At 63.8% G+C, this 22269-nt stretch carries 17 protein-coding genes; 10 read left to right on the top strand and 7 right to left on the bottom strand.

Features of this window, described 5'->3' with window-relative positions:
- Position 1: 1 nt before the first annotated feature.
- Positions 2–1489 carry a M61 metallopeptidase family protein gene (locus V3330_RS09550; RefSeq protein WP_354695184.1) on the bottom strand — a complete coding sequence of 496 codons (1488 nt, stop codon included), beginning with the start codon at positions 1487–1489 and terminating at the stop codon, positions 2–4.
- A 182-nt stretch (positions 1490–1671) separates the two neighbouring features.
- On the opposite strand from V3330_RS09550, the gene V3330_RS09545 reads away from it, so the two are divergent.
- On the top strand, positions 1672–3120 hold the full coding sequence (locus tag V3330_RS09545; protein WP_354695183.1) for a sodium/proline symporter: 1449 nt from the start codon (positions 1672–1674) through the stop codon (positions 3118–3120).
- The gene (locus V3330_RS09540; protein WP_354695182.1) at positions 3117–3521 is read left to right on the top strand and encodes a VOC family protein; all 405 of its coding nucleotides are present in this window, start codon (positions 3117–3119) and stop codon (positions 3519–3521) included. The genes V3330_RS09545 and V3330_RS09540 overlap by 4 nt, the downstream gene beginning before the upstream one ends.
- A gap of 96 nt (positions 3522–3617) precedes the next feature.
- Here the strand turns inward: V3330_RS09540 and V3330_RS09535 are convergent, their stop codons facing one another.
- Complete coding sequence (locus tag V3330_RS09535; protein ID WP_354695181.1) at positions 3618–4280, bottom strand: GntR family transcriptional regulator; 663 nt, start codon at positions 4278–4280, stop codon at positions 3618–3620.
- Positions 4281–4450: 170 nt separating this feature from the next.
- On the opposite strand from V3330_RS09535, the gene V3330_RS09530 reads away from it, so the two are divergent.
- The 6 genes from V3330_RS09530 to V3330_RS09505 all read left to right on the top strand — a co-directional run bounded on the left by V3330_RS09530 (position 4451) and on the right by V3330_RS09505 (position 13868).
- Entirely contained in the window at positions 4451–5662 is a 1212-nt protein-coding gene (locus V3330_RS09530; RefSeq protein WP_354695180.1) for a CaiB/BaiF CoA transferase family protein, read from the top strand.
- Positions 5662–6576 carry a hydroxymethylglutaryl-CoA lyase gene (locus tag V3330_RS09525; protein WP_354695179.1) on the top strand — a complete coding sequence of 305 codons (915 nt, stop codon included), beginning with the start codon at positions 5662–5664 and terminating at the stop codon, positions 6574–6576. The genes V3330_RS09530 and V3330_RS09525 overlap by 1 nt, the downstream gene beginning before the upstream one ends.
- A gap of 85 nt (positions 6577–6661) precedes the next feature.
- Positions 6662–8722, top strand: coding sequence for a hydantoinase/oxoprolinase family protein (locus V3330_RS09520; protein WP_354695178.1), 2061 nt, complete (start codon positions 6662–6664; stop codon positions 8720–8722).
- Between the two features lie 13 nt (positions 8723–8735).
- On the top strand, positions 8736–10616 hold the full coding sequence (locus V3330_RS09515) for a hydantoinase B/oxoprolinase family protein (protein ID WP_354695177.1): 1881 nt from the start codon (positions 8736–8738) through the stop codon (positions 10614–10616).
- The gene (locus V3330_RS09510) at positions 10613–11206 is read left to right on the top strand and encodes an isochorismatase family protein (protein WP_354695176.1); all 594 of its coding nucleotides are present in this window, start codon (positions 10613–10615) and stop codon (positions 11204–11206) included. The genes V3330_RS09515 and V3330_RS09510 overlap by 4 nt, the downstream gene beginning before the upstream one ends.
- Before the next feature lie 82 nt (positions 11207–11288).
- A complete protein-coding gene (locus tag V3330_RS09505; protein ID WP_354695175.1) occupies positions 11289–13868 on the top strand; it encodes a TonB-dependent receptor in 2580 nt (859 codons plus the stop codon).
- 100 nt (positions 13869–13968) lie between these two features.
- On the opposite strand, the gene V3330_RS09500 is transcribed toward V3330_RS09505, so the two are convergent.
- The gene (locus tag V3330_RS09500; RefSeq protein WP_354695174.1) at positions 13969–15621 is read right to left on the bottom strand and encodes an MBL fold metallo-hydrolase; all 1653 of its coding nucleotides are present in this window, start codon (positions 15619–15621) and stop codon (positions 13969–13971) included.
- 189 nt (positions 15622–15810) lie between these two features.
- Here V3330_RS09500 and V3330_RS09495 point away from each other — a divergent pair, with 189 nt between their 5' ends.
- Entirely contained in the window at positions 15811–16623 is an 813-nt protein-coding gene (locus V3330_RS09495; protein ID WP_354695173.1) for a helix-turn-helix domain-containing protein, read from the top strand.
- A gap of 38 nt (positions 16624–16661) precedes the next feature.
- Here V3330_RS09495 and ilvN read toward each other — a convergent pair whose 3' ends face one another.
- Positions 16662–17159 (bottom strand): acetolactate synthase small subunit, encoded by a 498-nt coding sequence (gene ilvN, locus V3330_RS09490; protein ID WP_354695172.1) that lies wholly within the window; start codon positions 17157–17159, stop codon positions 16662–16664.
- A gap of 196 nt (positions 17160–17355) precedes the next feature.
- Here ilvN and ilvB point away from each other — a divergent pair, with 196 nt between their 5' ends.
- Positions 17356–19209 (top strand): biosynthetic-type acetolactate synthase large subunit, encoded by a 1854-nt coding sequence (ilvB, locus tag V3330_RS09485; RefSeq protein ID WP_354695171.1) that lies wholly within the window; start codon positions 17356–17358, stop codon positions 19207–19209.
- Between the two features lie 526 nt (positions 19210–19735).
- Here the strand turns inward: ilvB and V3330_RS09480 are convergent.
- From V3330_RS09480 to V3330_RS09470, 3 genes are read right to left on the bottom strand one after another with little or no spacing between them, the layout of a single operon-like run.
- On the bottom strand, positions 19736–20557 hold the full coding sequence (locus V3330_RS09480) for an SDR family oxidoreductase (protein WP_354695170.1): 822 nt from the start codon (positions 20555–20557) through the stop codon (positions 19736–19738).
- A 54-nt stretch (positions 20558–20611) separates the two neighbouring features.
- Positions 20612–21730 carry an ACR3 family arsenite efflux transporter gene (gene arsB / locus V3330_RS09475; protein ID WP_354695257.1) on the bottom strand — a complete coding sequence of 373 codons (1119 nt, stop codon included), beginning with the start codon at positions 21728–21730 and terminating at the stop codon, positions 20612–20614.
- Entirely contained in the window at positions 21730–22236 is a 507-nt protein-coding gene (locus tag V3330_RS09470; protein WP_354695169.1) for an ArsI/CadI family heavy metal resistance metalloenzyme, read from the bottom strand. The genes arsB and V3330_RS09470 overlap by 1 nt, the downstream gene beginning before the upstream one ends.
- Positions 22237–22269: the final 33 nt, after the last annotated feature.

Below are 22269 nucleotides of genomic sequence, written 5' to 3'. Positions count from 1 at the left end.
GTCACGGTCCTTCGCTGGCACGCTCGCGATGCGGGTCCGCCGGCGCGCCGGGTTCCTGTGTGTTCATCCCCGGGGTATTCATTATGAAGTGGCGGATGCGGCTCCAGGGGGCGTCGGGTTCCAGGCGCAGTCCACGCCAACCCGGCACGACACCGAGGCGCCGGTAGGTTTCGCTGACGTCGGGAAACGCTTCATCCATGACGTGCTCATCATACAGATCCGCAAACACCCGGTGACCGGTCAGACGGTCGAGCCGGGTGAACAGTTCGTGCGCACTCCAGCGCCGGGTGGGGTCATGACAGCATTCATGCAGCGCCGCGAGCGCGGTATCCAGTGATTGGCGTCCGTTACTCAGCGCGCGCAGGCGTGCATCGGCTTTCAGCATCATCGCCGCGCCGCTCCAGTAGATGCGCATCGTCGCGCTGCGGCCTGCCCGGGTGGCGCTGGCCAGGGTGCCGCCGCGCGTGGCCCGCTCGCCGCGTTTGAAACCACTGTTGAGCTTTTCCCAGGCGCGCTGTTCGTCCAGTCGGCCGTCGCGGGCGCGCAGCACGTTCTGGTAGTAAGAGGCCAGGCCCTCGGATAGCCAGCGGTCGCGGCGGGTCACGTAGGGCAGCAGCAGGTGGCTGAGTTCATGGGTCGCGGTCCAGTCGGCGCGCAGGGTATCCAGCGAGGCCGAGCGGTCGACAAAGAGTTCGGCTGCGACGCCCCCGCCGCGGATAACGTGCGCCCAGGGAACGGGCTCGCCTTGCGGGCCAAGCGTGATGATCAAAACCTGCGGATTCTTCTGCGGAAACGCTCCGGTGACCGAGGCGACCGATAATGCGGTCTCCCGGATCCAGGCCGCGTAGCGGTCGACATCGCTGGCATGGTCCACGCCCAGTACGGCAAGCCGCAGATGGCCGCCCGGCACCGCCAGCCGTCGTTCGTGAAAGCGGCCAATCGCGATGCGTGAAGTCCACCAGGCCGATGTGGGCTCCGGTGCGAACCGGCGGGTCGTGTTTGCGGCCGGCGGTAACTTTTCCGGGGCTGCGATCTCGGGCCAGGGTGTGGAGAAGCGCACGCCCGGTGGCGCGCTGACGTCGACCCGGACCCGGCGGCGGTCGCCGTCGCGCCAGAACCACAGGTCGCCGTCGCTGACAACGGCGCCTGCGGCGTTCAGGGCCAGGCGGGAATCGCCTTCCGCCGCGGCGCGGGCCAGGTCGACCTGCCACGATACGCAGGCGTTGTCCGGCAGCTCGCCGAGCCGCAGACGGCCGTGTCGGTCGTGGTTAAGTATCGGCCCCCCGGGTCCGGTAATCCGGATGGTGAATGCGGCGGCCGCGGACGATCGGTGCAACTCGTGAGGCGGATCCCCATCGAAACAGACCTCAACGGAAACCGCGGCGGGGCCGTCCCGCCAGGCCGGCTCCAAGGTGACCCGATAACGGTCCTCGGCCGCGACGGTTGTGGTCGCAAACAGGGCCAGCAGCGTCGGTAGAAGAAATCGCATGGTGTTCCTTTTACATTCTGTCCCGAATCCGGGCTCCCGGGTGATCGGCCCGGCCGGGTTACCGGTCGGGTCATCGGTTCCGGTGCCGACAAGCCTGCCGGCAGCGGCGTGAAGGTTGCGTGCAGGAACCGGGCCGGCGGTGAGACCGTATAATCACCGGACCTGCATCGCTGCCGGAACCCATGGACAAACTCACCGTCATCGCCGTTACCCTGGTGGCCTACAAGCTGGTGCTCATCGGTATCGGGCTGTGGGCCAGCAGCCGCAACCGCGATCACGCGGACTTTTTTCTGGGCGGCCGCCAACTCGGTCCCGTCGTCGCCGCCATCAGCTACGCCTCCAGCGCATCGTCTGCCTGGACCATGCTGGGCGTCAGCGGCGCCGCATTCGTGCTGGGCGTTTCCGTGATCTGGATCGCCCTCGGCTCGTTCACCGGGATGCTCGTTGCCTGGTTCTGGATCGGCCGTCGCCTGATGCACCACAGCCGCATCCACGACCAGATCACACTGACCGACTTTCTCGTCCAGGACGCCACCGGCCGGATGCGCCGACTGATTGTCGCCGCGGCGTCGGTCATTATCGTCTTCTCTTTTGTCTTCTATGTGGCCGCACAGTTCCAGGGGGCGGGCAATACGTTTTCGGCCACCTTCGACATGTCGATGTCGTCCAGCATCGTTCTGGGCGGCCTGATCATCATGATTTACACCCTGCTCGGCGGTTTCTGGGCCGTCAGCGTGACCGATACGATCCAGGGGTCGTTGATGGCGGCGACGGCGATTCTGCTGCCGGCCGCCGCGGTCATCGAGGCCGGGGGCTTTGGGGGGCTGGTCGAAGGTCTGCAGCAGGTCGGTACGCCACAACAGCTGAGCCTGACTTTCGGAAATGCGGGATGGGTCGCCGCGGGGATTATCCTGGGCGGACTGGGCATTGGCTTTGGCACCTACGGGCAGCCGCATCTGCTGGTGCGTTTCATGGCGCTGCGCGACGACCGGGCCCTGAGCCAGGCCCGTGTCATTACCGTGGTCTGGTACGCCGTGGTGTTCGTTGGAATGATGGTGCTCGGACTGGCGGGACACGTGATGATGCGTGATCTCGGAAATCCGGAAACGGTGTTCTTCGAACTGATCGAGTTGCTGTTCAGTCCCGTGGTCGGGGCGGTGCTGCTGGCCGCGGTGCTGTCAGCCATCATGTCCACCGCCGACAGCCAGCTTCTGGTCGCGGCCTCCGCGGTGGTTCACGATCTCGGCGTCGGTGGCCGCCGCGCCCGCAGGGGGTTGTGGGTCTCGCGGCTGGCCGTGGTCGTGCTGGTGGTCCTGGCCATTGCCGTCGCGGTGTTTCTCCCGGAGCGGATCTTCAGCCGCGTTTTGTTCGCGTGGACGGCGCTGGGCGCGGCGTTCGGCCCAACGGTGTTCGCGCGCCTGACCGGTCGCCGCATCGCGCCCGTCGCTGTGCTGGCTTCCATAGTCACGGGGTTTGCCCTGGCGGTGGTTCTGTTCCTGCTGCCCAACGCGCCCGGTGACGTGGCCGAGCGCGTGGTTCCGTTCTTTGCCTCGGCACTGGTGTTGCTGAGCCTGAACCGCAAGGGTGCCGCTCGCCCGGCCGCGGGGCCTGAAGCGGGAGTGTCGCCGTGATCAAAGGCATGCACCACCTCAATTTCATCGTGCGCGACCTGGTGACCGCGGCTGAACGCTTCGAGCGCCTGCTCGGTGTTCCGGCCGGCCCGGTCGAGTCATTGTCTCAACGGGGTGTGGAAATCGTTCGCTTCAACCTGGGCGGGATCTGGCTGGTGCTGGTCTGCCCGAGGGTGTCCGACAGCGTTCCCGGTCGGTTTCTCGAGGAACACGGCGAGGGGTTCTTCCTGTTGTCGTGCGAGGTCGCCAATGTTGAGAACGCCGCCCGCGCCGCGGAATCCGCCGGGTTTCGGATGTTGCAGAACTCAGCGCGCCAGGGCCTGGACGACTGGCGGGTCATGGACGTCGATCCGGACGATCTGTTCGGGATCAATTTCCAGTTCGTTCAGGAAGGGGGATGAACTCGCCCCTTTGTTTTTCGTGCCGATTCCGTGGTGTTACGTGCGGAAGTGCCTGCCAGGCCGCCACAGCCTGAATTCATGACGGATGGCTGACATTCAGTCCTGCAGGTGTTCCTCTCTGGACTGGTCGGGAAGCGCCCGCGTTCGCGCGGCGTAGATGTGGGTTCGCATGATGGCCGCCGCCCATTCCGGGTCGCGGGCGCGGAGAGCGGCCACAATTTCGATGTGGTGTTCGGCGCTGCGTACCAACTGCCGGTCGGAATAGCGGGTAAACATGCGCATGATCAGTGGAGCCTCGATCAGCATCGGCATCACGATGGACAGGCGCGTGCTGCGGGCGCAATCGAGCAGCTTGCGGTGGAACTGACTGTTCAGGGCGCCGATACGCTCCATGTGGCCGGGTTCCCGGCTTTCGGTTTCATTCTTCTGGGCCTCCGCGAGTGCCTGCAGTTCCTCGATATCGGCGATCGTGGCGCGCTCGGCCGCCCGGGCCGCGGCGTAGGGCTCGAGCAGTCCGCGGATTTCGTACACTTCAACGGCGTCGGACGCAGTCCAGTCGACGACGACCGCACCCTGGTTGGCCGTAACCTGAACAAAGCCTTCGGACTGCAATTGCTGGAGGGCTTCCCGCACCGGCGTACGGCTGACGCCGCTCGAGTCGGCGATCTCTTTCTCCGTCAGGCGGGACGCCGGAGGGTACGTGCCGTCGATGATGCGTCGACGGACCAGTTCATAGGCTTTTTCAGAGGCTTTGGCCATATCGGCATCCTGCGAAGACAAATTCCGTTCGGCTAATTGTATGCAAAGAATGGGCAATCCGGCAAAAATATTGGATTATCTTCAATCGTTGTATACAATCATGGTTCGGGTTGTGCGGATTCCTGTTGCTCGGAATGCGCCTGACCCATCCGCAAGCCAACAGGTAGACCATGACTTCCGGATCCAAAACACCACTGGCCGGCGTCCGCATCCTGGACCTGACCCACATGCTGTCCGGTCCCTATGGCGCCATGATTCTCGCGGATCTCGGGGCCGAGACCATCAAGGTCGAGCCCCCGCAGGGCGAAGGCACCCGCAAACTTCTGGCCTCCGACCCCAGTAATTCGCTCGACGGGTTCGGTGCGTATTTCATCACCCTCAACCGCAACAAGCGCAGCGTGGCCATCGACCTGAAGAGCGAGAAGGGTCGGGAGGTATTCTACGACCTCGTGCGCCAGGCCGACATCGTGGTCAGCAATTTCGGCGTGGGTGTGCCGGAGCGGCTGAAGATCGATTACGAATCGCTGAGCGCGATCAATCCGCGCATCATCACCTGCACGGTCACCGGCTTCGGTTCCGACGGCCCCAGGCCGAAACGTCCGGCGTTCGACCAGGTGGCCCAGGCCACGGGCGGTGGCATGTCGATCACCGGCCCGGACCGGGATCATCCGGTGCGTTCCGGCATTCCCATCGGTGATCTCGGTGGCGGAATGTTCGGTGTCATGGGTATCCTGGCCGCGCTGTACGAGCGGGAGCGGAGCGGGCGTGGTCAGCACGTGGACATCTCCATGCTGGATTGCCAGATCTCGATGCTCAATTACATGGCGACCATGTATTTCCTGTCGGGGGAAGATCCGTATCCCATCGGAAATTCACACTTCGTACACGTCCCATACAATACATTTACAACGTCCGACGGTTTCGTCGTCATCGCCGTGATTACCGACAACTTCTGGCAGAACCTGAAGTCCGTCGTATCGTGCCCGGATTTCGATGATCCGAAATACGACACGCAGCCGGGCCGCTGGGCTGACCGGGCGATGATCGAGGAACGCCTCAACGCCATCCTGAAGGAAAACACCACGGCCTACTGGGTGGAGCAGTTGGAAGCGAAGCGTATCCCTTGTGCCCCGGTGAACCGTTTCAGCCAGGCTTTGAGCGACCCGCAGGTGGTGCACCGCAACATGGTGGTGGAATTGAAACACCCGGACGGAAAATCGACGCGTGGGCCGGGTAATCCGATCAAACTGTCGCGGACTCCGGCCGAAGAGTTCACCCCGGCACCGCACGTCGGCCAGCATACCGACGGCGTATTGGGTGGTCTGCTGGGCTACGACGAGGAAACCATCGGCCGGCTGCGCGCTGAAGGAGCGATCGCCTGATGAGTGAGTGGGTCGTTATCAATGATGTGGGTCCGCGCGACGGGCTGCAGAACCAGTCGAAGGTGCTGGAGCCCGGACAGCGGCTTGAACTGATCGAGTCTTTGCTGGCGGCGGGCGTGCGCCACATCGAGGTGGGGGCGTTCGTATCGCCCCGCGCCGTACCGGCCATGGCCGGAGCCGACCGGGTGATCGCGGGTCTGCCACAGGTCGCCGGCGCCGACTATTCGGTGCTGATTCCAAACCTCAAGGGCTACGAATTGGCCACGGCTGCCGGGGCGAGGCATGTCGCGATGGTGCTGTACGGCAGTGACGGCATGGCCCGGAAAAACGTCAACATGAGTCTGCAGCAGGCGGAAGAGGCGACAACGGCCATTCTCGAGCGTGCCAGGACGGACGGGGTGCGCGTGGCGGCCACCATCGCCGTTGCCTTCGAGTGCCCTTTCGACGGGCCCACCGATCCGGATGTGGTCGCACGCATTGCCGCCGACTTTCTGGCGCAGGGCGTCGACGAGTTCGTGATTGCGGACACCATTGGCGCCGCCAATCCGGCGCAGGTGCGCGGCCTGATGGACCGGTTGGTGGAAGACCACGGACCGGAGCGCCTGGCCTGCCATTTTCACGACACGCGTGCCATGGGACTGGCCAATGTTTTCGCGGCCCTGGAGTCCGGTGTCCGCCGATTCGACGCGTCAATTGGTGGTCTGGGCGGCTGCCCGTTCGCGCCGGGCGCCACCGGTAACGTCGCCACCGAGGACGTGGTGATGATGCTGGAGCAGATGGGTTTCGCCACCGGCATTGATCTCGCGGCGCTGGTCGACGCGGCGGAACGGGCCCGGGAATTGACGGGCACGGCACCCGGTGGCCGCTCGATGGCCTGGCTCAAGCGACACCTGGAACGCCGGGCGGCCGCATGAACCTGCGCACCGGGATCGCAATCGCAATAGAAATGGCATGTCCGCCCGGGGACGGCGCGGACGGAAGACCCGAAGGGAGAACACGATGAGTTATCGATTGGGCGTCGATGTCGGCGGAACATTCACCGATCTGTTGCTGATCAACGAGGCGACCGGTGAGACGCGAACCGCCAAGGTGCCTTCCACCCCGCAGGATTCCTCCATCGGCGTACTCAATGGCGTGGAACGCATCTGCACGGAGTCCGGTGTGGATCCGAAGAAAATACATCGCGTGATGCACGGCACCACGGTGGCGACCAACGCCGTGCTGACGGGCAAGGGTGCGCGGGTGGGATTGGTCACCACCAGGGGCTTCAAGCAGACCCTGCAGGTGGCTCGTTCGTTCTGTCCCGGTGGTCTGGGGGGGTGGGTGAGCTACGTGAAGAAGCCGCTGTTGGCGCCGCTGGAACTCACCATCGAAGCGGATGAGCGAATCGGTGCCGACGGCTCGGTTGTGCGGCCGCTGGACACGCAATCGCTGCGCGCCGATCTGGAGCGTTTGCGCGATCGGGGCGAAGTCGAGGCGCTGACCATCTGTTTCATCAATGCCTATGTCAACGGGGAACACGAACAGCAGGCGCGCGAACTGGCACAGGAAGTGTTTGGCGACGTTCCGATCTCCATCTCGTCCGACGTGGTTCCCGAGATGCAGGAATACGAGCGCACCGAGACGACGGTGGTCAATTCCTATGTGCGGCCGGAGGTTTCACGCTACATCAACAACCTGCAGCAGTCGCTGGAAGAGCGAATGGGTGACGGCGTGCAGCTTTCCATTCTTCGCTCGGACGGTGGTCTCGCCAGTTCCCGGGCGGCCGCCGACTCGCCGGTCAATCTGTTGTTGTCCGGACCCGCAGGCGGGGTGGCCGGCGCGATCTGGTTCGCCAGCCGGGCCGGTCACGATGACGTTTTGACTTTTGACATGGGTGGCACGTCCACGGACGTGGCTCTGATCCAGAATGCACAGGCGCGCATTCGTCGCGAGACGCGGGTGGGTGACGTCACGGTGCGCGCCCCTTCGGTGGACGTACGCACGGTCGGCGCGGGCGGTGGCTCCATCGCGTTCGTGCCCGAGCTGACCAAAGCCTTGCGGGTCGGCCCGGACTCCGCCGGCGCCGAACCCGGGCCCGCGGCTTACATGAAAGGCGGCACCGAACCCACGGTGTGCGACGCCAATGTGGTTTTGGGCTATCTCCCCTCCGACGTTCAGCTCGGCGGCGCCATGGCCATCGACAAAGAGGCCGCCGAAGCCGCGGTGCAGAAAATCGCCGACGCCATGGGTATCGGCCTGATGGAAGCCGCCGAAGGCATCATCAAGATCGTCAACGAATCCATGTTCGGCGCGCTGCGCCTGGTTTCGGTCGAACAGGGCTTCGACCCGCGTGATTTCGCGCTGGTTGCTTTTGGCGGCGCCGGGCCGCTGCACGGCAATGCCATGGGCAAGCTGGCGCAGTCCTGGCCGGTCATCGTGCCGCCGGGGCCGGGCGTCTTGTGCGCCTACGGCGATGCTACCACTGCAGTGCAGGACGAGGCCTCGCGCACCTACGTTTCCAGGGCCGACGACCTGACGCCGGAGCAGTTGCTGGCTGATCTGGAGGAACTGCGCGACCGCGCCGCGGTGTCACTGAATACCGACGGCATCGCGGCCGAGAACCAGGAGGTCACCTACCAGGCCGACGTTCGCTACGCCGGTCAGGCGTTCGAACTGACCATGGACTTCACCGGTGAGGAACTGATGGCCGATGGTCTGGCGCTGCTCACCGAGCGCTTCGACCGGGAACACGAACAACTCTTTACGTTCGCCCTGGGTGAAGATCATGAACTGGTGATGATTCGCGCCATCGTCCGGGCACGCACGCGGGACATCGCCGAAGCCGGCGCCGAAGGCAAGGGTGGCAGCCTGGCGGAGTGCAAAGTGCACGACTCACGCATTTACGTTGAGGGCGAATGGCACGACGCGGTGATCTACGACCGCGGCAAACTGGCCGAGGGGATGCAGGTTCCCGGGCCGGCCGTCGTCATCGAGATGGATTCCACCACGGTGGTGTTGCCGGGCCACGAGGCCACCGTGGATGCGATCGGCAACCTGTTGATCAATCCGGTCGCGTAAGGAGGTATCGGACATGCCAGCAAGAATCATCGAAACCAACGACGCCCCCTTCCAGCGCATCGAAGTCGACACGGTCACGGTCGACATCATCGAGAACGCGCTGCGCAACGCCCGGGTGGAAATGGACGCGGTGCTGTTTCGCACCGCCATGAGCCCGGGTATTCGCGAGCAGGGTGATTGTTTCCCCATGATCGCCAACCGCGACGGCAAGATGGTGGTGGGCCAGTTCGGATCGTTCATCCACGGCTTCACCCAGGCTTATGACGCCGACATCGAGGAAGGCGACGTCATCCTGACCAATGACCCCTACATGTGCAACGCGGCCGTGTCGCACCTGCCGGACTGGATCGTGCTCGTGCCGATCTTCAAGGACGGCCGGCATATCGCGTGGTCGGCGATGTTCGGCCACATGTCGGACAACGGCGGCATGGTGCCGGGCTCCATTCCCATCCAGGCCGAGACCATTTTCCAGGAAGGCATTCGTATTCCGCCAACCAAGCTTTACAAGAAGGGTGAACTGCAGTCCGATGTGCTGGAGCTGATCCTGCACAACGTGCGCACGCCGCAGTGGAACCGATTCGACCTGAACGCGCTGGTGGCGGCCTGCAACACCGCGGCGCGGCGTTGCCAGGAAATGGCCGCGCGTTTCGGTGACGATGTGTTCCATTCCACCATGGAGGTCATGCTAGAGCGCAACTATCTGGCCATGAAAGCCATCATCGAGATGATCGTGCCGGAAGAACCGCGGGTCTTCGAGGACTACCTGTGCGATGACGGTGTCGGCATGGGACCCTACAAAATTCGCTGCAAAATGTGGCGCGAAGGCTCGAAAGCCATTTTCGATTTCGAAGGCACCGACCCGCAGGCGCAAAGCTCGATCAATTTCTACCTCAACGAAGACATGTTCAAAATGTTCTTCGGCTCGTTCACCATCAATCTGGTCGACCCGCAGATTCTGTTCAACGACGGCTTCTACGAACTGGTTGACGTGCGGATACCGCAGGGCACGCTGCTCAAACCGAACTATCCCGCGGCCCTTTCCGGGCGCACCCATGCCCTCGGACGGATATTCGACGTGATGGGTGGCTTACTGGGCCAGAGCGCGCCGGACGCGATGAACGCAGCGGGATTTTCGGATTCCCCGCACCTGTTCTACGCGGGTTACGACGACAAGGGCGAATGGTTTCAGCTGTTCCAGATCGGTTTCGGGGGCATTCCCGGACGCCCGGTCGGCGACGGCCCGGACGGACACTCGCTGTGGCCGGGTTTCACCAACGTGCCCAACGAATTCGTCGAAGCGTATTTCCCGTTGCGGATCGAGCAGTATGAAACCATTCCCGACTCCGGAGGTGCCGGCCTGCATCGCGGTGGCAACGGACTGTCGGTGGCGTACCGGTTCCTCGCCGATGGCACGATTTCGGTGCACGATGAGCGCTGGATGACCTATCCCTGGGGTGTGCGCGGCGGCGAGCCCGGCATGCGTTCGACCAAGCGCCTGGTGCGCGGCGACGGCAGCGAGGAATGGCTGCCTTCCAAGGCCGAAGGCATCAAGGTGAAACAAGGCGACCTGTTGTACTTCAATACCTGGGGCGGCGGTGGTTGGGGCGACCCCTTTGAACGTGATCCGGAGGCCGTGTGCGCCGACGTCGACCGCGGCCTGGTCAGCGCGCAGGGTGCGCGTCGCTACGGCGTCGTCATCGCCGATGACGGTTCGGTCGATGCGGCGGCGACCGGGGCGCTTCGCGAGAAGCTCCGCCGCGAACGCGGCGAGCCGGAATTGTTCGACTTTGGCGGCACGATCGAGGAAATCAAGGCGCGCTGCCGCGAGGAAACCCATCTCGATCCGCCGGTGACCCCAACCTTCATCCGGGCCGCGAGCGCGGAATCGGGATGAGCGACCTCGACCGGCAGGGTCAGGGCCTGGGCCGGCGCCCGGCGCTGGTGCTGGTCGACATGATCGAGGGGTTCACCAATCCCGAATGTCCGCTGGGCTCGGCCGCCGATGACGTGGTTGCGGCCTGCGGGCGTCTGCTGCAGGCGTTCCGTGATCGCGGGCTGCCGGTGTTCTACACCACGGTCATCTACCGCGATGAACGCCAGGCACGTGTGTTCCGCGATCGTTTGCCGGCTCTGAATGTTCTTACCCCAGATTCACGCTGGGTGCGGGTCGATGACCGGCTGCGGCCCCGTGAAGGCGAGCCGGTGATCGAGAAACGCTGGGCCAGCGGCTTTTTCGGCACCGACCTCGACGAACGGCTGCGCGAAGCGGGCGCCGATTCCCTGGTGGTCTGCGGTCTCACCACCAGCGGTTGCGTGCGGGCGACGGCCGTGGACGGCCTGCAGCACGATTACAAGGTCGTGGTGCCGCGCGAGGCGACGGGTGACCGTAATCCGCAGGCCCATGAAGCCAATCTTTTCGACCTCAACGCCAAGTATGCGGATGTGTTGCGGCTCGAGGATGTGATCGACGGTGTGGCCGGTTAGAGCGGACATTCCTGAACAAGGCCTGCGGGCCGACTAGTCTTGAAGTGTGGGATATCGACAATCGGGCATAGGAGAAATGACCATGCAACGACAGATTCTGACATCATCCATCGCGATCGCGCTGGGCGCGTTCGGTCTCTGGCACGGTGAGGCGCGCGCTCAGTCCGGTCAACAGGCGGCCGGTGCCATCGAGGAAATCATCGTCACGGCCCGGCGGCGGGAGGAAAGCCTGCAGGACGTGCCCGGCACGGTCACGGCCCTGTCATCGGAAACCCTCGAGCGGGCGGGCGTGCAGCGCGCTGATGATTTCATCTCCCTGACCCCGGGCGTTTCCATGGTCGACGCGGCTGAAGTCGGCGACACCCAGGTGAATATCCGCGGCATCAACGGTGCCCGTGACGCCGAGAACAGTTTCGCTTTCATTCTGGACGGGGTGCTTTATACCAATCCCGCCGCGTTCAATCGCGAGTACACCAACCTGCGTCAGATCGAGGTGTTCAAGGGCCCGCAGGGCGCCATTTACGGGCGTAATGCCGCGGCCGGGGCCATCATCGTCACCACCACCACCCCGGGTAACGAGCGCGAATCCAATGCCACCCTCAGCGTGGCCGGGGACAGCACCTACCTGGCCAAGGCCAGTTTTTCCGGACCCTTGATCGAGGATGAACTGTACTTTCGGCTGTCCGCCGACTGGCGTGATTCGGACGGCTACTACCGCAATCAGTTTCAGGACGGTGCCGCCATCGTCGATACCTACGAAGGCTGGAACGTGCACGGGCGACTGGTGTGGGAGGCCAGCGACACCCTGACCATCGATTCGAAAGTGCGTGTCGGTTCGGTCAATGCCTCGTCGATCACGTTCAACTCGACCTTCGCCTTGCCGGTGTTCGCGGCGGGCCTGAACAATCCGCAGGCCTATCAGGACGTCAATGACTTCGACTTCCAGTTCGACGCCAACATCGTGTCGGACAACGATCAGGATGCCTTTGAATTCTCGACCAAGATCGATCAGCAACTCGATGGCATGAGCCTGACCGGCTGGTTCCTGTACAGCGATATCGAGAACGACTTGATGTCGGATGGCACCTCGGCCGCTTTCGGCTTCTACAACAGTGATCCGATGTGTCAGCAGACCGTGGCGGAGCTGACCGGCTACCCGCTGCTGCCACCGCAGTTCATCGGTAATTCCCCCGTTGGCGTGATTTTCGACCCGGTCAACGGATCCTTCCTGGGCGCCTACACGCCCACCACCTGCGATGGCATCCAGGAGCAGTTGCGTAACCAGAAAGACCTGAGCGTGGAGCTGCGCCTGGCTTCCGACACCGATGCGCGGTTGCAATGGATGATTGGCGCCTACTACCTCGATATCGACCGCCAGGTGGGCGTTTCGCTCAATCGTGACAGCGGTGCGCTGCCGATCCGGGGCTTGTTCCAGCCGGAGCCTGGCCCGAACTCCACCGCCTCATTGGTGCACGATCAATTCGACAGCGAGGTCTTCGCGCTGTTCGGGCAGTTACAGTACGACGTGACCGACACGGTTGAGCTGGCGCTGGCGCTGCGTTACGACAATGAAAAACGCAAAGTTTCCAGCCTGGTGCCGTTTGATGCTCGTCAGTCCTTCATCGACCTGAATTTCGACGGTGTCTTCAACGATCCGGTGAACCCGGCGCTGAGCAGCCTGATCAATCCGGATGGCATCATTCCAGATCAGAGCGAGACCTTTTCCGAACTGCAACCCAAGCTCTCGGCACGCTGGGATGTGACCGAATCGACGTCGATCTTCGGCAGTTATGGTGTGGGCTTCAAAGCCGGTGGGTTCAACAACTCCGGCAGCGCGGCCACGGTGAACATCTTCATCAACGGGTTCATCAACTGCGGAAATCCGCTGGGAATCTGCTTTGCAGACCAGCTCGGCGTGACCTTGCCGGTGATCTCGGATGAATACGACAAGGAAACCTCAGACGCCTTCGAACTGGGCTTCAACAGCGTGGTGGCCGGGGGCCAGTTGCGCCTGAGTGGCGCGGCCTATTACACGGAAGTGACGGACATGCAGTTCTTCGAGTTTTTCGTCGGCACCTTCGGCCTGCTTCGCGTGGTTTCGAACATCGACAAGGTGGAAATCACCGGCCTGGAACTGGCGGCCGACTGGGCGCCCACCGAAAACTGGCGTTTCTACGCCGGCGCCAACTGGCTGGACAGCGAGATCAAGCAAAGCACGACGCGTCCCGATACCGTGGGTAACGAGGCGCCTTACACGCCGGAATACACCATTAACCTGGCGGCGGACATGAACTACCCGATCACCGACAGCCTGAATCTGATCGCCCGGGCCGACGCACGCTTCGTCGGCAAGACCTGGTTCCACACGGTGCAGGAAGGGCAGCGTCCAACCATTTTCATGCCGTTGTTCGAGCTCGGCTTCGGGCCTGGCGCCGGCGGCCTGGGTATCGCCGAGTACGATGTCGCACGGCGGGATGAATTCGCCATTGTCGACCTGCGGGTCGGCATCGGTGGTGATAACTGGTCCGTCACCGGCTTTGTCACCAACCTGACCGACGAGCATTACCTCGAGGAAGTGATCCCCGCGCCGGAATTTGGCGGCAATTTCGATCACCCCGGCGCCGAACGGCGTTACGGCGTGGAGTTCAGTATCCGGTATTGAGTCTCCGTCCCGGAGAACGCTCCCGCAAAGCCCGGCTTCGGCCGGGCTTTGCGTCTCAGTCGGCCGTTTCGGCCCTTTCCCGGTCGACCGGGCTTGCCGGTCAGTCGAAAGGTTTCCAGGTATTGCGCCTGCCGCTGAGGGTCTCGTCGTGCAGCCCGTAGGCCTGGAACCAGTCGTCGGCGTTGACGACCTCGCCGGCGGGCAGGGTGACAAAGGTGCGCGGCCGGCTCAGCATCGCGGCGATCTCGTTCGCCGAGTAGGGGCGGCCGTGCGCCGGCAGATGCCAGTCGATGCCGTCCAGTCCGCCCTCGACGGTGCGCTCGAGCCAGGCCGCATAATGCCGCAGACCAAAGCCGCCGCCCTGGCGAATCTGCGGTGTCGTGCCCCAGCCGACGAAAATGTCCGCGGTGAATACCGCCGCCGCGCGGGGCAGCCAGCCAACCAGCAGGTTTTCGGTGTGGGGCGCGTCGGCGTAGACCCGCACGTCCAGGACTCCCGTGTCATCCTCGAAACGGTGGCCCTGGCCGGTGATCCACTCGAAGCGCAGCTCATCCAGCAGGGCCCCGTCGTCGACCGCGCCGACCAGTTCTCGCAGATAGCCCGCCTTCCCGGGTGTGGTCAGAACCGTAGCGCCAATGCGGGTATAGAACCGCAGTCCCACCGCGTGGTCGTCGTGGTAGTGGGTGGGCACGATGTAGCGCAGGGGCTTGTCTTTCATGTGCGGGCGCATGGCCTCGTAAACGTCTTTCACGTAGCCCGGCATGCCGCCGGCTTCCATCGCGACGAAGTAATCGTCGAACTCGACGTACAGCACGTTGGTACCGTGATCGCCAGCCAGCCACACGCCATCGGCGATCTCGCGCGTTTGAATTCCGCCCGGATTGCCGTAGCCGATGTGCGGGTTGTTGACGGCGTCGGCGAAATCGCCGGGCAGGTTCAGCCAGGGCGTGATGTCGGGATTGAGGCTCAATCGGGTGAGTCGGAAGTCGGCCGTGAACGCAGGCTCATCCGGCAGGTATTCGAAAATCGCCGCAGGGAAGGCGATGCCCTCGTGTTGGCGGTATTCCGGGTAGATCCGAAACATGTCGATGGAACCGGCCCGGGTCATGTCCCAGCGTCGTGTGCGGGTGGCGTGCACCCGGTGGGTGACCGGATGAAACAAAACGTCGGTTTCGCCGTCGGTGACGGTGGGGTAGCGGGTGCCGAACAGCTCGGTCGCTTCCGCCAGCTCGAGCGAATCCCGGCGGTCCGCCAACTCCGTCACCAGCAGCGGTGTCATCATGGTGGTCGCATAGCCCTGCACGGCATCGGCGCCGGCCATCACCATGCCGCCGAAACGGGTGCGCTGCCCGGTGTCCAGGGTCCACTCGCCTTCGGGCCCGATGATGGACCGGTAGGGAAACACCAGGCCCCCCGGGTAGCTGCCGACCCCGTCGCGCACGCTCCAACCCTGTTTCAGGTCGATCGCGGTGAAACCCCGCACCGGGATGCGGTCCCAGGGCGGTTCGGTGCGGCGGCTCTGGTGGCGGGAGATCCGGTAGCCGGCGAGTTCAAATGCGATCGATTCGATGCGCTCCAGCCGGGCCCGGCCTCCGTGCGCGGTGAGCGCCGCATCGATCAGCCGCTGCGCCTCGTCGGCGGCAATGTCGCCTGCGAGTGGTGAAGTCACGATGAATACTGCGAGCGCGATGAATCGGCAGGCGCGGCCCAACGGGGCGGGGCCGGAGTGGATCGGATCGGAACTGGCGTACATGGATGAGACCTCCGTGGCGGTCGGGTTCGAAGGCCCAGCCTGCCGGGGTGGACTCTGTCCGTCTTGTACGATTCGCGACCGGTTGTACATTCCGTCCATCGGCCCCCGTACACGTTCCGGCGCGAGTGGGGGCGAGCTGCCGCCCCGTTCCGGCTATGCTCGGCGACGAATGGGATGATGGAGCGCGAAATGAGCGATTTCTCCGGCAGCGTGCTGCAAACGGGCCTGGCGGGTTCGGCCCGGTTCGCATGGACCGAGTGCGGCGCGGGGATCCGCCTGCCATGGCATGAGCACGCCCAACCGTTTCTCTCGTTCCTGTGTGACGGAACCTACGATGAGGGTGGGTCGGATACCTGGAACCGGTGCGCGCCGAACGATCTGACCTGGCATCCGTCCGGGGACAGGCACGAGGTTCGGCACGGCCGGCATGCGGTCCGCAGCCTGCAGATGGAATTGGCGCCCGATTCGGAATTCCGCGCGGACGTGGAGCGGCTTCTGCCGCGCCGCCGATGCACGTTTCGGGCGCCGAAGCTGCGGCACATCGTGCTGGAGATGCGGGACGAAATGCAGCGCAATGACCCACATACGCCAATGGCGTTGCGTGGCCTGCTGCTGCTCCTCCTGGCCCACCTGGGGCGGGAAAAGCGGTACGGCTGGCCGGTGGCGGATGACCGTCTGGTGGCGGCGGTACGGGAGGCGCAGCAGGAAGCCTTTCCCGATGCCCCGGATTATGCCGCCCTGGCCGCGAGGCTGGGACTGCCCGAAGCCCGGTTGGCGTCCCGCTTCCGCCAGGCGGCGGGCGAGACTCTGGGGTCGGCGGCGCGGAGACTTCGGGTCGAGCGGGCCTGCGTGATGCTCAGGGACGCCAACCGGTCGCTGGCCGCAATCGCCCTGGATTGCGGGTACCACGATCAGAGCCATTTCTCACGGGCATTCACCCGTCATATGCGGTGTACGCCCGGCCGGTTTCGGGCAAGAGGGGTAGGTGACGGCGACGGGTAAGGGAGCGGAGTGCGGCCCCCAAGTTGCCGCCAGGCTGATCAGCGCGTACGCAAAACCTGCTGACCCCGCGCGACGGCCATGGCGCCGCTGCGCACCACGGAAACAATTTCGCCGCATTTGACCGCCTTGCCGATGAACTCGTCGATCCGATCGTTGGCGCTGGTCAGTTCTACCGTGTAGTTTGCAGCGGCGTCGTCCATGACCCGGGCTTCGAACGCATCCACGAGTGGGGCCATGGCGGCTTCGCCGCCTGGGTTCAGTCGCAGCTTCAACAGCAGCAATTCCCGCTCGATGTGTGCGTCCTGCGTCATGTCGGCGATGCTGACCACGTCAACCAGCTTTTCCAGCTGGGTCACGATCTGCTCAATGACCTCTTCGGATCCGGTGGTCACCAGGGTCAGCCGGGACAACTCATTGTGTTCTGTCGGGGCGACGCTGAGTGATTCGATGTTGTAGCCGCGGGAAGAGAACAGCGCGGCCACTCGGGCCAGCGCCCCCGCTTCGTTCTGGAGCAGGATGGAAATTATGTGCCTCATGGCTGGTAAACCCGGAACCCATTGCTTGCGGAATCGATAAGCGGCCATGGTGGCGCAGTTTTCCACCTATTGCAATGCGCTTTTGATTACCGGACACTGGACTATCGCGGCCGGCCGGAAAGGCGCGGCGGAACCTGAATCCGCTTCGCTTCAATGCCCGGTGTGAACCACGGAAACTGACAGGCAACAGAGTGTAATGAACCAGAGCGAAAAGGCCACGACCCTGGCGCAGCACCCGCTCGCCGGCACCCGCATGACGGGCGCCGAGATGATCATCCAGGTGCTGGCCGACGAAGGCGTGGACCTGATTTTCGGATACAGCGGCGGGGCCATCCTGCCGACCTACGATGCGGTGTTCCGCTACAACAGCGAGAACCAGGCGGCAGACGGTTCGGAGCCGATGCCACTGATCGTCCCCGCCAACGAGCAGGGGGCCGGATTCATGGCGGCCGGATACGCCCGGGCCAGTGGCAAGGTCGGGGTGGTCATGGTCACCTCCGGTCCGGGCGCCACCAATACCGTCACCCCGGTGCGTGACTGCATGGCCGATTCCACGCCCATCGTCGTGATCTGTGGCCAGGTGCCGACTCAGGCGATCGGTACGGACGCTTTCCAGGAGGCTCCGGTCTCCAGTTGCCTGGGTCCGTGTTCCAAGCATACCTTCCTCGTTACCGATCCCGACCGGCTGGAGACGACCATCCGGACGGCATTCGAGATTGCCCGGTCGGGGCGTCCCGGTCCCGTCGTGGTCGACCTGCCGAAAGACGTGCAGAACTGGACCGGCGAATTCCGCGGGGAAGGTCTGTTGCCGGTTCCGGGTTACCGTCAGCGGATGGTCCGGATTCGCGACAACCGTTTGGGCGAGGAGGGCTGCAAGTCCTTTTTCGACATGCTCGAAGCCAGCCGCCGTCCGCTGATTTACGCCGGTGGAGGTGTGATCAACGGCGACGCGGCTGAAACCCTGCGGGAATTCTCCGATACGTTTCATATTCCGGTAACCACCACCCTGATGGGGATCGGCGCGGTGGATACCGGCTCCGACCTCTCGCTGAGCATGCTGGGCATGCACGGCGCCGCCTGCGCCAATTACGCGGTCGAGGATTGCGATTTTCTGATCGCGATCGGCGCCCGGTTCGACGACCGGGTGGCCGGCGTTCCTTCGAAGTTCGCGCCCAGTGCCCGCCATATCGCACAGTTCGACATCGACCCGTCCGAGATTGGCAAGGTCAAGTCCGTGGACTGGTCGCACGTGGGCTGTCTGAACGAGGACCTGGGCATTCTGACCGCCTGGGGCAAGCGTCACGGCAAACAACCGGACTTCAGTGACTGGCATGGCGAGATCCGTGATCTGAAGACCCGGTACGGTATGAACTTCGACCGTGAATCCGATCAGATTCAGCCTTACGAGGTTATCGAAGCCATCAACGAAATCGCCGATGGTAACGCCGTCATTTCGACCGGCGTGGGTCAGCACCAGATGTGGGCGGCCCAGTACTTCGATTTCCGCGAGCCGCGCCTGTGGCTGACTTCGGGCAGCATGGGCACCATGGGCTTCGGCCTGCCGGCGGCCATCGGTGCCCAGTTCGCCCGGCCCGACCGGCTGGTGATCGACGTGGATGGCGACGCCAGCATCCGCATGAACCTGGGTGAGCTCGAAACCGCCACCACTTACGGCCTGCCGATCAAGATCGTCGTGCTCAACAACTACGGTGACGGCATGGTCAAGCAGTGGCAGAAGCTGTACTACAAGGGCCGCATGTCGGCCAGTGACAAGTCGCTGCGCAAGAAGGACTTCATCAAGGCGGCCGAAGCGGACGGCTTCGAGTTCGCCAAACGCCTGGATCGCAAGGAAGACGTCGCGTCCGTGATCCGCGAATGGATCGAGTATCCGGGCCCGGCCTTCCTCGAAGTCATCATCGATCCGGATGCCGGCGTGTACCCGATGGTCGGCCCCGGCCTCACCTACGATCAGATGATCACCGGCGATTTCATTCCCTCGCGCGATCAGACGACCCAGGAAGAGGAAATCGACAGTTCTTCGATGTTCTGAACCTTTGAACCCCCGCTCTGCACTGATCGGAGCGGGCTGGTTTTATCGCTGATTATCCTCGTTTGGCGCAGAGGGAACGGGCTTGCAGGTCCCATTCCGCGCCGGCGTCCGACCAGCCGAATCCAACTTCCGGTGATCTTGATCCCTCGGGCGGATGTCGATGAACCGATTTTCCCGTCATTCAACATTGCCTAACGAATAAGGCTTGTCGCGGGCGGCTGCATTACGTCGCATGAACGTGGAAGAACGGGCTTGCAGGTCCTGTTCCGCGCAATCCGGGCCGCGCCGAGCGGGAGGGTGCTTAGGGGGCGATTGGGCGGGATGCCCAATCGAGGTCAGCCAGGGCAGGATGCCCTGTCGGACCGACCCCGTCAAAGCGCCCGGACGCGAGGGCAGTCACGGCTCGCAGAGCCGGGACCGCGGAGCCGGCGCGGAATGGGACCTGCAAGCCCGTTCCCCGGCGCCGGGGTAGAACCCAGTCTTTCAGCTTGATGGAAGGTTGGGAATTGGTGTTTCAGGAGGACAATTACTCATCCGGCCGGCCAATCCGGCTGGCCAGCCGGAGTACCAGTCCGGGAAAGAAGCGTTTGAGCCACAGGGCATGCATTTCCATGCCCTTGCCGACCGGGATTTCCATTTTGCCGCGCGCCAGGCCTTTGACGATGACGCGCGCTGCGGCATCGGGGTCCATGCCGCCGGCAATGTTGCTGTCGGTGCGGCCGAATGCCTCGCCGGTGCCGGTGATTGCCGCTTTGGAGATGTTGGTGCGGATGAAGCCGGGCACGATGGTGCTGACCTCGATGCCGTGCTCGTCAACCTCGGCACGCAGCGCATCGAAAAAGCCCATCACCGCGTGCTTGGCGGCGCAGTAACCCGTGCGGAAGGGTGCGCCGACCTTGCCGGCCACCGAGGAGGTGACGGCGATATGGCCGCTGCTGCGCGCCAGCATGCCGGGCAGCACGGCCCGGGTCAGTGCGATCTGGCCGAAGACGTCGATTTCGAACAGCCTGCGGTACACCGCCAAATCGGTGTCGAGGCATTTCGAGCGCTGTGAGATGCCGGCGTTGTTGATCAGCAGGTCGACCGGGCCGATTGTCGTGGTGACTTCTTCGACGGCGGCCGGCATCGCGTCGTGGTCGGTGATGTCGAGAGGCAGAACGAGGATGGTTCCACGGCCGGCGTCCGTATCCAGGCATCGCTGCCGTACCCGCTCGAGTTCATCTCGCCGCCGTGCCGACAGAACCAGCCGAGCCCGCTGCCGGGCAAACTCGACGGCCAGTGCCTCGCCAATGCCCGAGGACGCTCCGGTAATCCAGACGACCTGATTTGCGAACGTATTGCGGCCCACGGAATCTCCGAGCTGTGTCCGGCCTTCATGCTAGCAGGCCGGGGCCGGTGCCGCCTATGGGTCCGGGTGGGCCGTCGCGATCGCTTTGCCTGTTCCGCGCGATACCGGGATGGCGGGGTCCACCGTGACAAAGTGACCGCGGGTGCGGTTGGCGAAGGCCACCAGCGAAAGCATCACCGGGACTTCCACCAGTACCCCGACCACGGTGGCCAGGGCGGCGCCCGAATTGAGGCCGAACAGGCTGATGGCCACGGCGACCGCCAGTTCGAAGAAATTCGAGGTCCCGATCAGCGCGGCGGGCGCGGCGGTGGAAAAAGGCACCCGCCACAACCAGGCCCAGCCGTAGGCCACGGCGAAGATGCCGTAGCTCTGGATCAGCAGCGGAATCGCGATCAGCACGATGACCAGCGGTTTGTCCAGAATCGTCTGCGCCTGAAAACCGAACAACAGGACCACCGTGGCCAGCAGGCCCATGATGGAGAAGGGCTTGATGCGAGCCGTGAAGTCCGCGACACGCTGGTGGTTGCCGGCGCGATCCAGCGTCCTGCGGGTGGCATAGCCCGCGGCCAGCGGAATCACCACGTACAGAACGACCGACAGCAGCAGGGTTTCCCAGGGCACGATGATGTCGGTGACGCCAAGCAGCAGGGCCGCCAGGGGTGCGAAGGCGAACACCATGATCAGGTCGTTGACCGAAACCTGAACCAGGGTGTAATTGGCGTCGCCGTGCACCAGCTGGCTCCACACGAACACCATGGCCGTGCACGGCGCCACGCCCAGCAGAATCATGCCGGCGATGTATTCCCGGGCAGTCTGTGGATCGACCAGGCCGGCGAATACGAACTCGAAGAAGACGATGCCCAGCGCGGCCATCGTGAACGGCTTGATCAGCCAGTTCACCACCAGGGTGATGCACAGGCCCTTGGGCTTTCTGCCGACATCGCGAATGGAGGCGAAGTCCACATTCACCATCATCGGGTAGATCATGACCCAGATGAACACCGCCACCACGAGATTGACGCTGGCGTACTCCAGGGAAGCGATGCGGCTGAACAGGCCGGGCAGGCCGGCGCCGAGGATGACCCCGGCGACAATGCACAGACCCACCCACAGCGACAGATAGCGCTCGAAACTGCCCAGCGCCGAGACGCTGCCGTCGGTCTCCGAACTCATCAGCCACAGGTCCCCGTGGTGGTTTCGGTGGGAGCGCAGCATTCCGCTTCCGGGCTTACCCGCGGCGGGCAACAGGCGGTCGAAGCCGAAGCGCCTTTGTCGGCTTCAACCGGCCTGAGGGCTTCGTTTTCATCACCGGCGAAGAACTGAACGTCCTCCATGGTCTTGTAGGCTTCCCAGGCGATGCCGCCGGGATCGGTCACCCAGGACTTGTCCGAGCGGGCGTAGCAGCAGACGGTTTCGCCTTCGTCGAACAGGCTGAGGTCGGCCTGCCGCAGCCGGTCGCGCAACTCGCCGAGTTCGGCGTCGTTCTCCACCTGGATGCCCAGATGATCGAGCCCGGTTTGCGGGCGCGTGGATATGGCGAAATTGACCCGTGGGTCGTCCAGCATCCACTTGGCGTAATCGTCGCGGGTCTTGACCGGTGGTTGGCCGAACAGCGCGTTGTAGAACTTCAGCGCTTCGTCCAGGCGTTCGACACCGACATGAATGTGCATGCGTTTCATGAGTTCACCTCGTTGATGAATCGTTTGTTGGGG

It is taken from the genome of Elongatibacter sediminis (genome assembly GCF_037892215.1).
Classification (GTDB): Bacteria; Pseudomonadota; Gammaproteobacteria; order Xanthomonadales; family SZUA-36; genus Elongatibacter; species Elongatibacter sediminis.
Note: the sequence above shows the minus strand (reverse complement) of the source record. Positions and strands in the feature narration are given on the sequence as shown.

What these genes read in the sequence shown, in the direction of transcription:
- arsB (WP_354695257.1), bottom strand. Translation starts at nt 21,730, where the DNA reads ATGAGTTCGGAGACCGACGGCAGCGTCTCGGCGCTGGGCAGTTTCGAG.
- ilvB (WP_354695171.1), top strand. Translation starts at nt 17,356, where the DNA reads ATGAACCAGAGCGAAAAGGCCACGACCCTGGCGCAGCACCCGCTCGCC.
- V3330_RS09470 (WP_354695169.1), bottom strand. Translation starts at nt 22,236, where the DNA reads ATGAAACGCATGCACATTCATGTCGGTGTCGAACGCCTGGACGAAGCG.
- V3330_RS09515 (WP_354695177.1), top strand. Translation starts at nt 8,736, where the DNA reads ATGCCAGCAAGAATCATCGAAACCAACGACGCCCCCTTCCAGCGCATC.
- V3330_RS09530 (WP_354695180.1), top strand. Translation starts at nt 4,451, where the DNA reads ATGACTTCCGGATCCAAAACACCACTGGCCGGCGTCCGCATCCTGGAC.
- V3330_RS09535 (WP_354695181.1), bottom strand. Translation starts at nt 4,280, where the DNA reads ATGGCCAAAGCCTCTGAAAAAGCCTATGAACTGGTCCGTCGACGCATC.
- V3330_RS09500 (WP_354695174.1), bottom strand. Translation starts at nt 15,621, where the DNA reads ATGTACGCCAGTTCCGATCCGATCCACTCCGGCCCCGCCCCGTTGGGC.
- V3330_RS09505 (WP_354695175.1), top strand. Translation starts at nt 11,289, where the DNA reads ATGCAACGACAGATTCTGACATCATCCATCGCGATCGCGCTGGGCGCG.
- V3330_RS09545 (WP_354695183.1), top strand. Translation starts at nt 1,672, where the DNA reads ATGGACAAACTCACCGTCATCGCCGTTACCCTGGTGGCCTACAAGCTG.
- V3330_RS09495 (WP_354695173.1), top strand. Translation starts at nt 15,811, where the DNA reads ATGAGCGATTTCTCCGGCAGCGTGCTGCAAACGGGCCTGGCGGGTTCG.
- ilvN (WP_354695172.1), bottom strand. Translation starts at nt 17,159, where the DNA reads ATGAGGCACATAATTTCCATCCTGCTCCAGAACGAAGCGGGGGCGCTG.
- V3330_RS09510 (WP_354695176.1), top strand. Translation starts at nt 10,613, where the DNA reads ATGAGCGACCTCGACCGGCAGGGTCAGGGCCTGGGCCGGCGCCCGGCG.
- V3330_RS09525 (WP_354695179.1), top strand. Translation starts at nt 5,662, where the DNA reads ATGAGTGAGTGGGTCGTTATCAATGATGTGGGTCCGCGCGACGGGCTG.
- V3330_RS09550 (WP_354695184.1), bottom strand. Translation starts at nt 1,489, where the DNA reads ATGCGATTTCTTCTACCGACGCTGCTGGCCCTGTTTGCGACCACAACC.
- V3330_RS09520 (WP_354695178.1), top strand. Translation starts at nt 6,662, where the DNA reads ATGAGTTATCGATTGGGCGTCGATGTCGGCGGAACATTCACCGATCTG.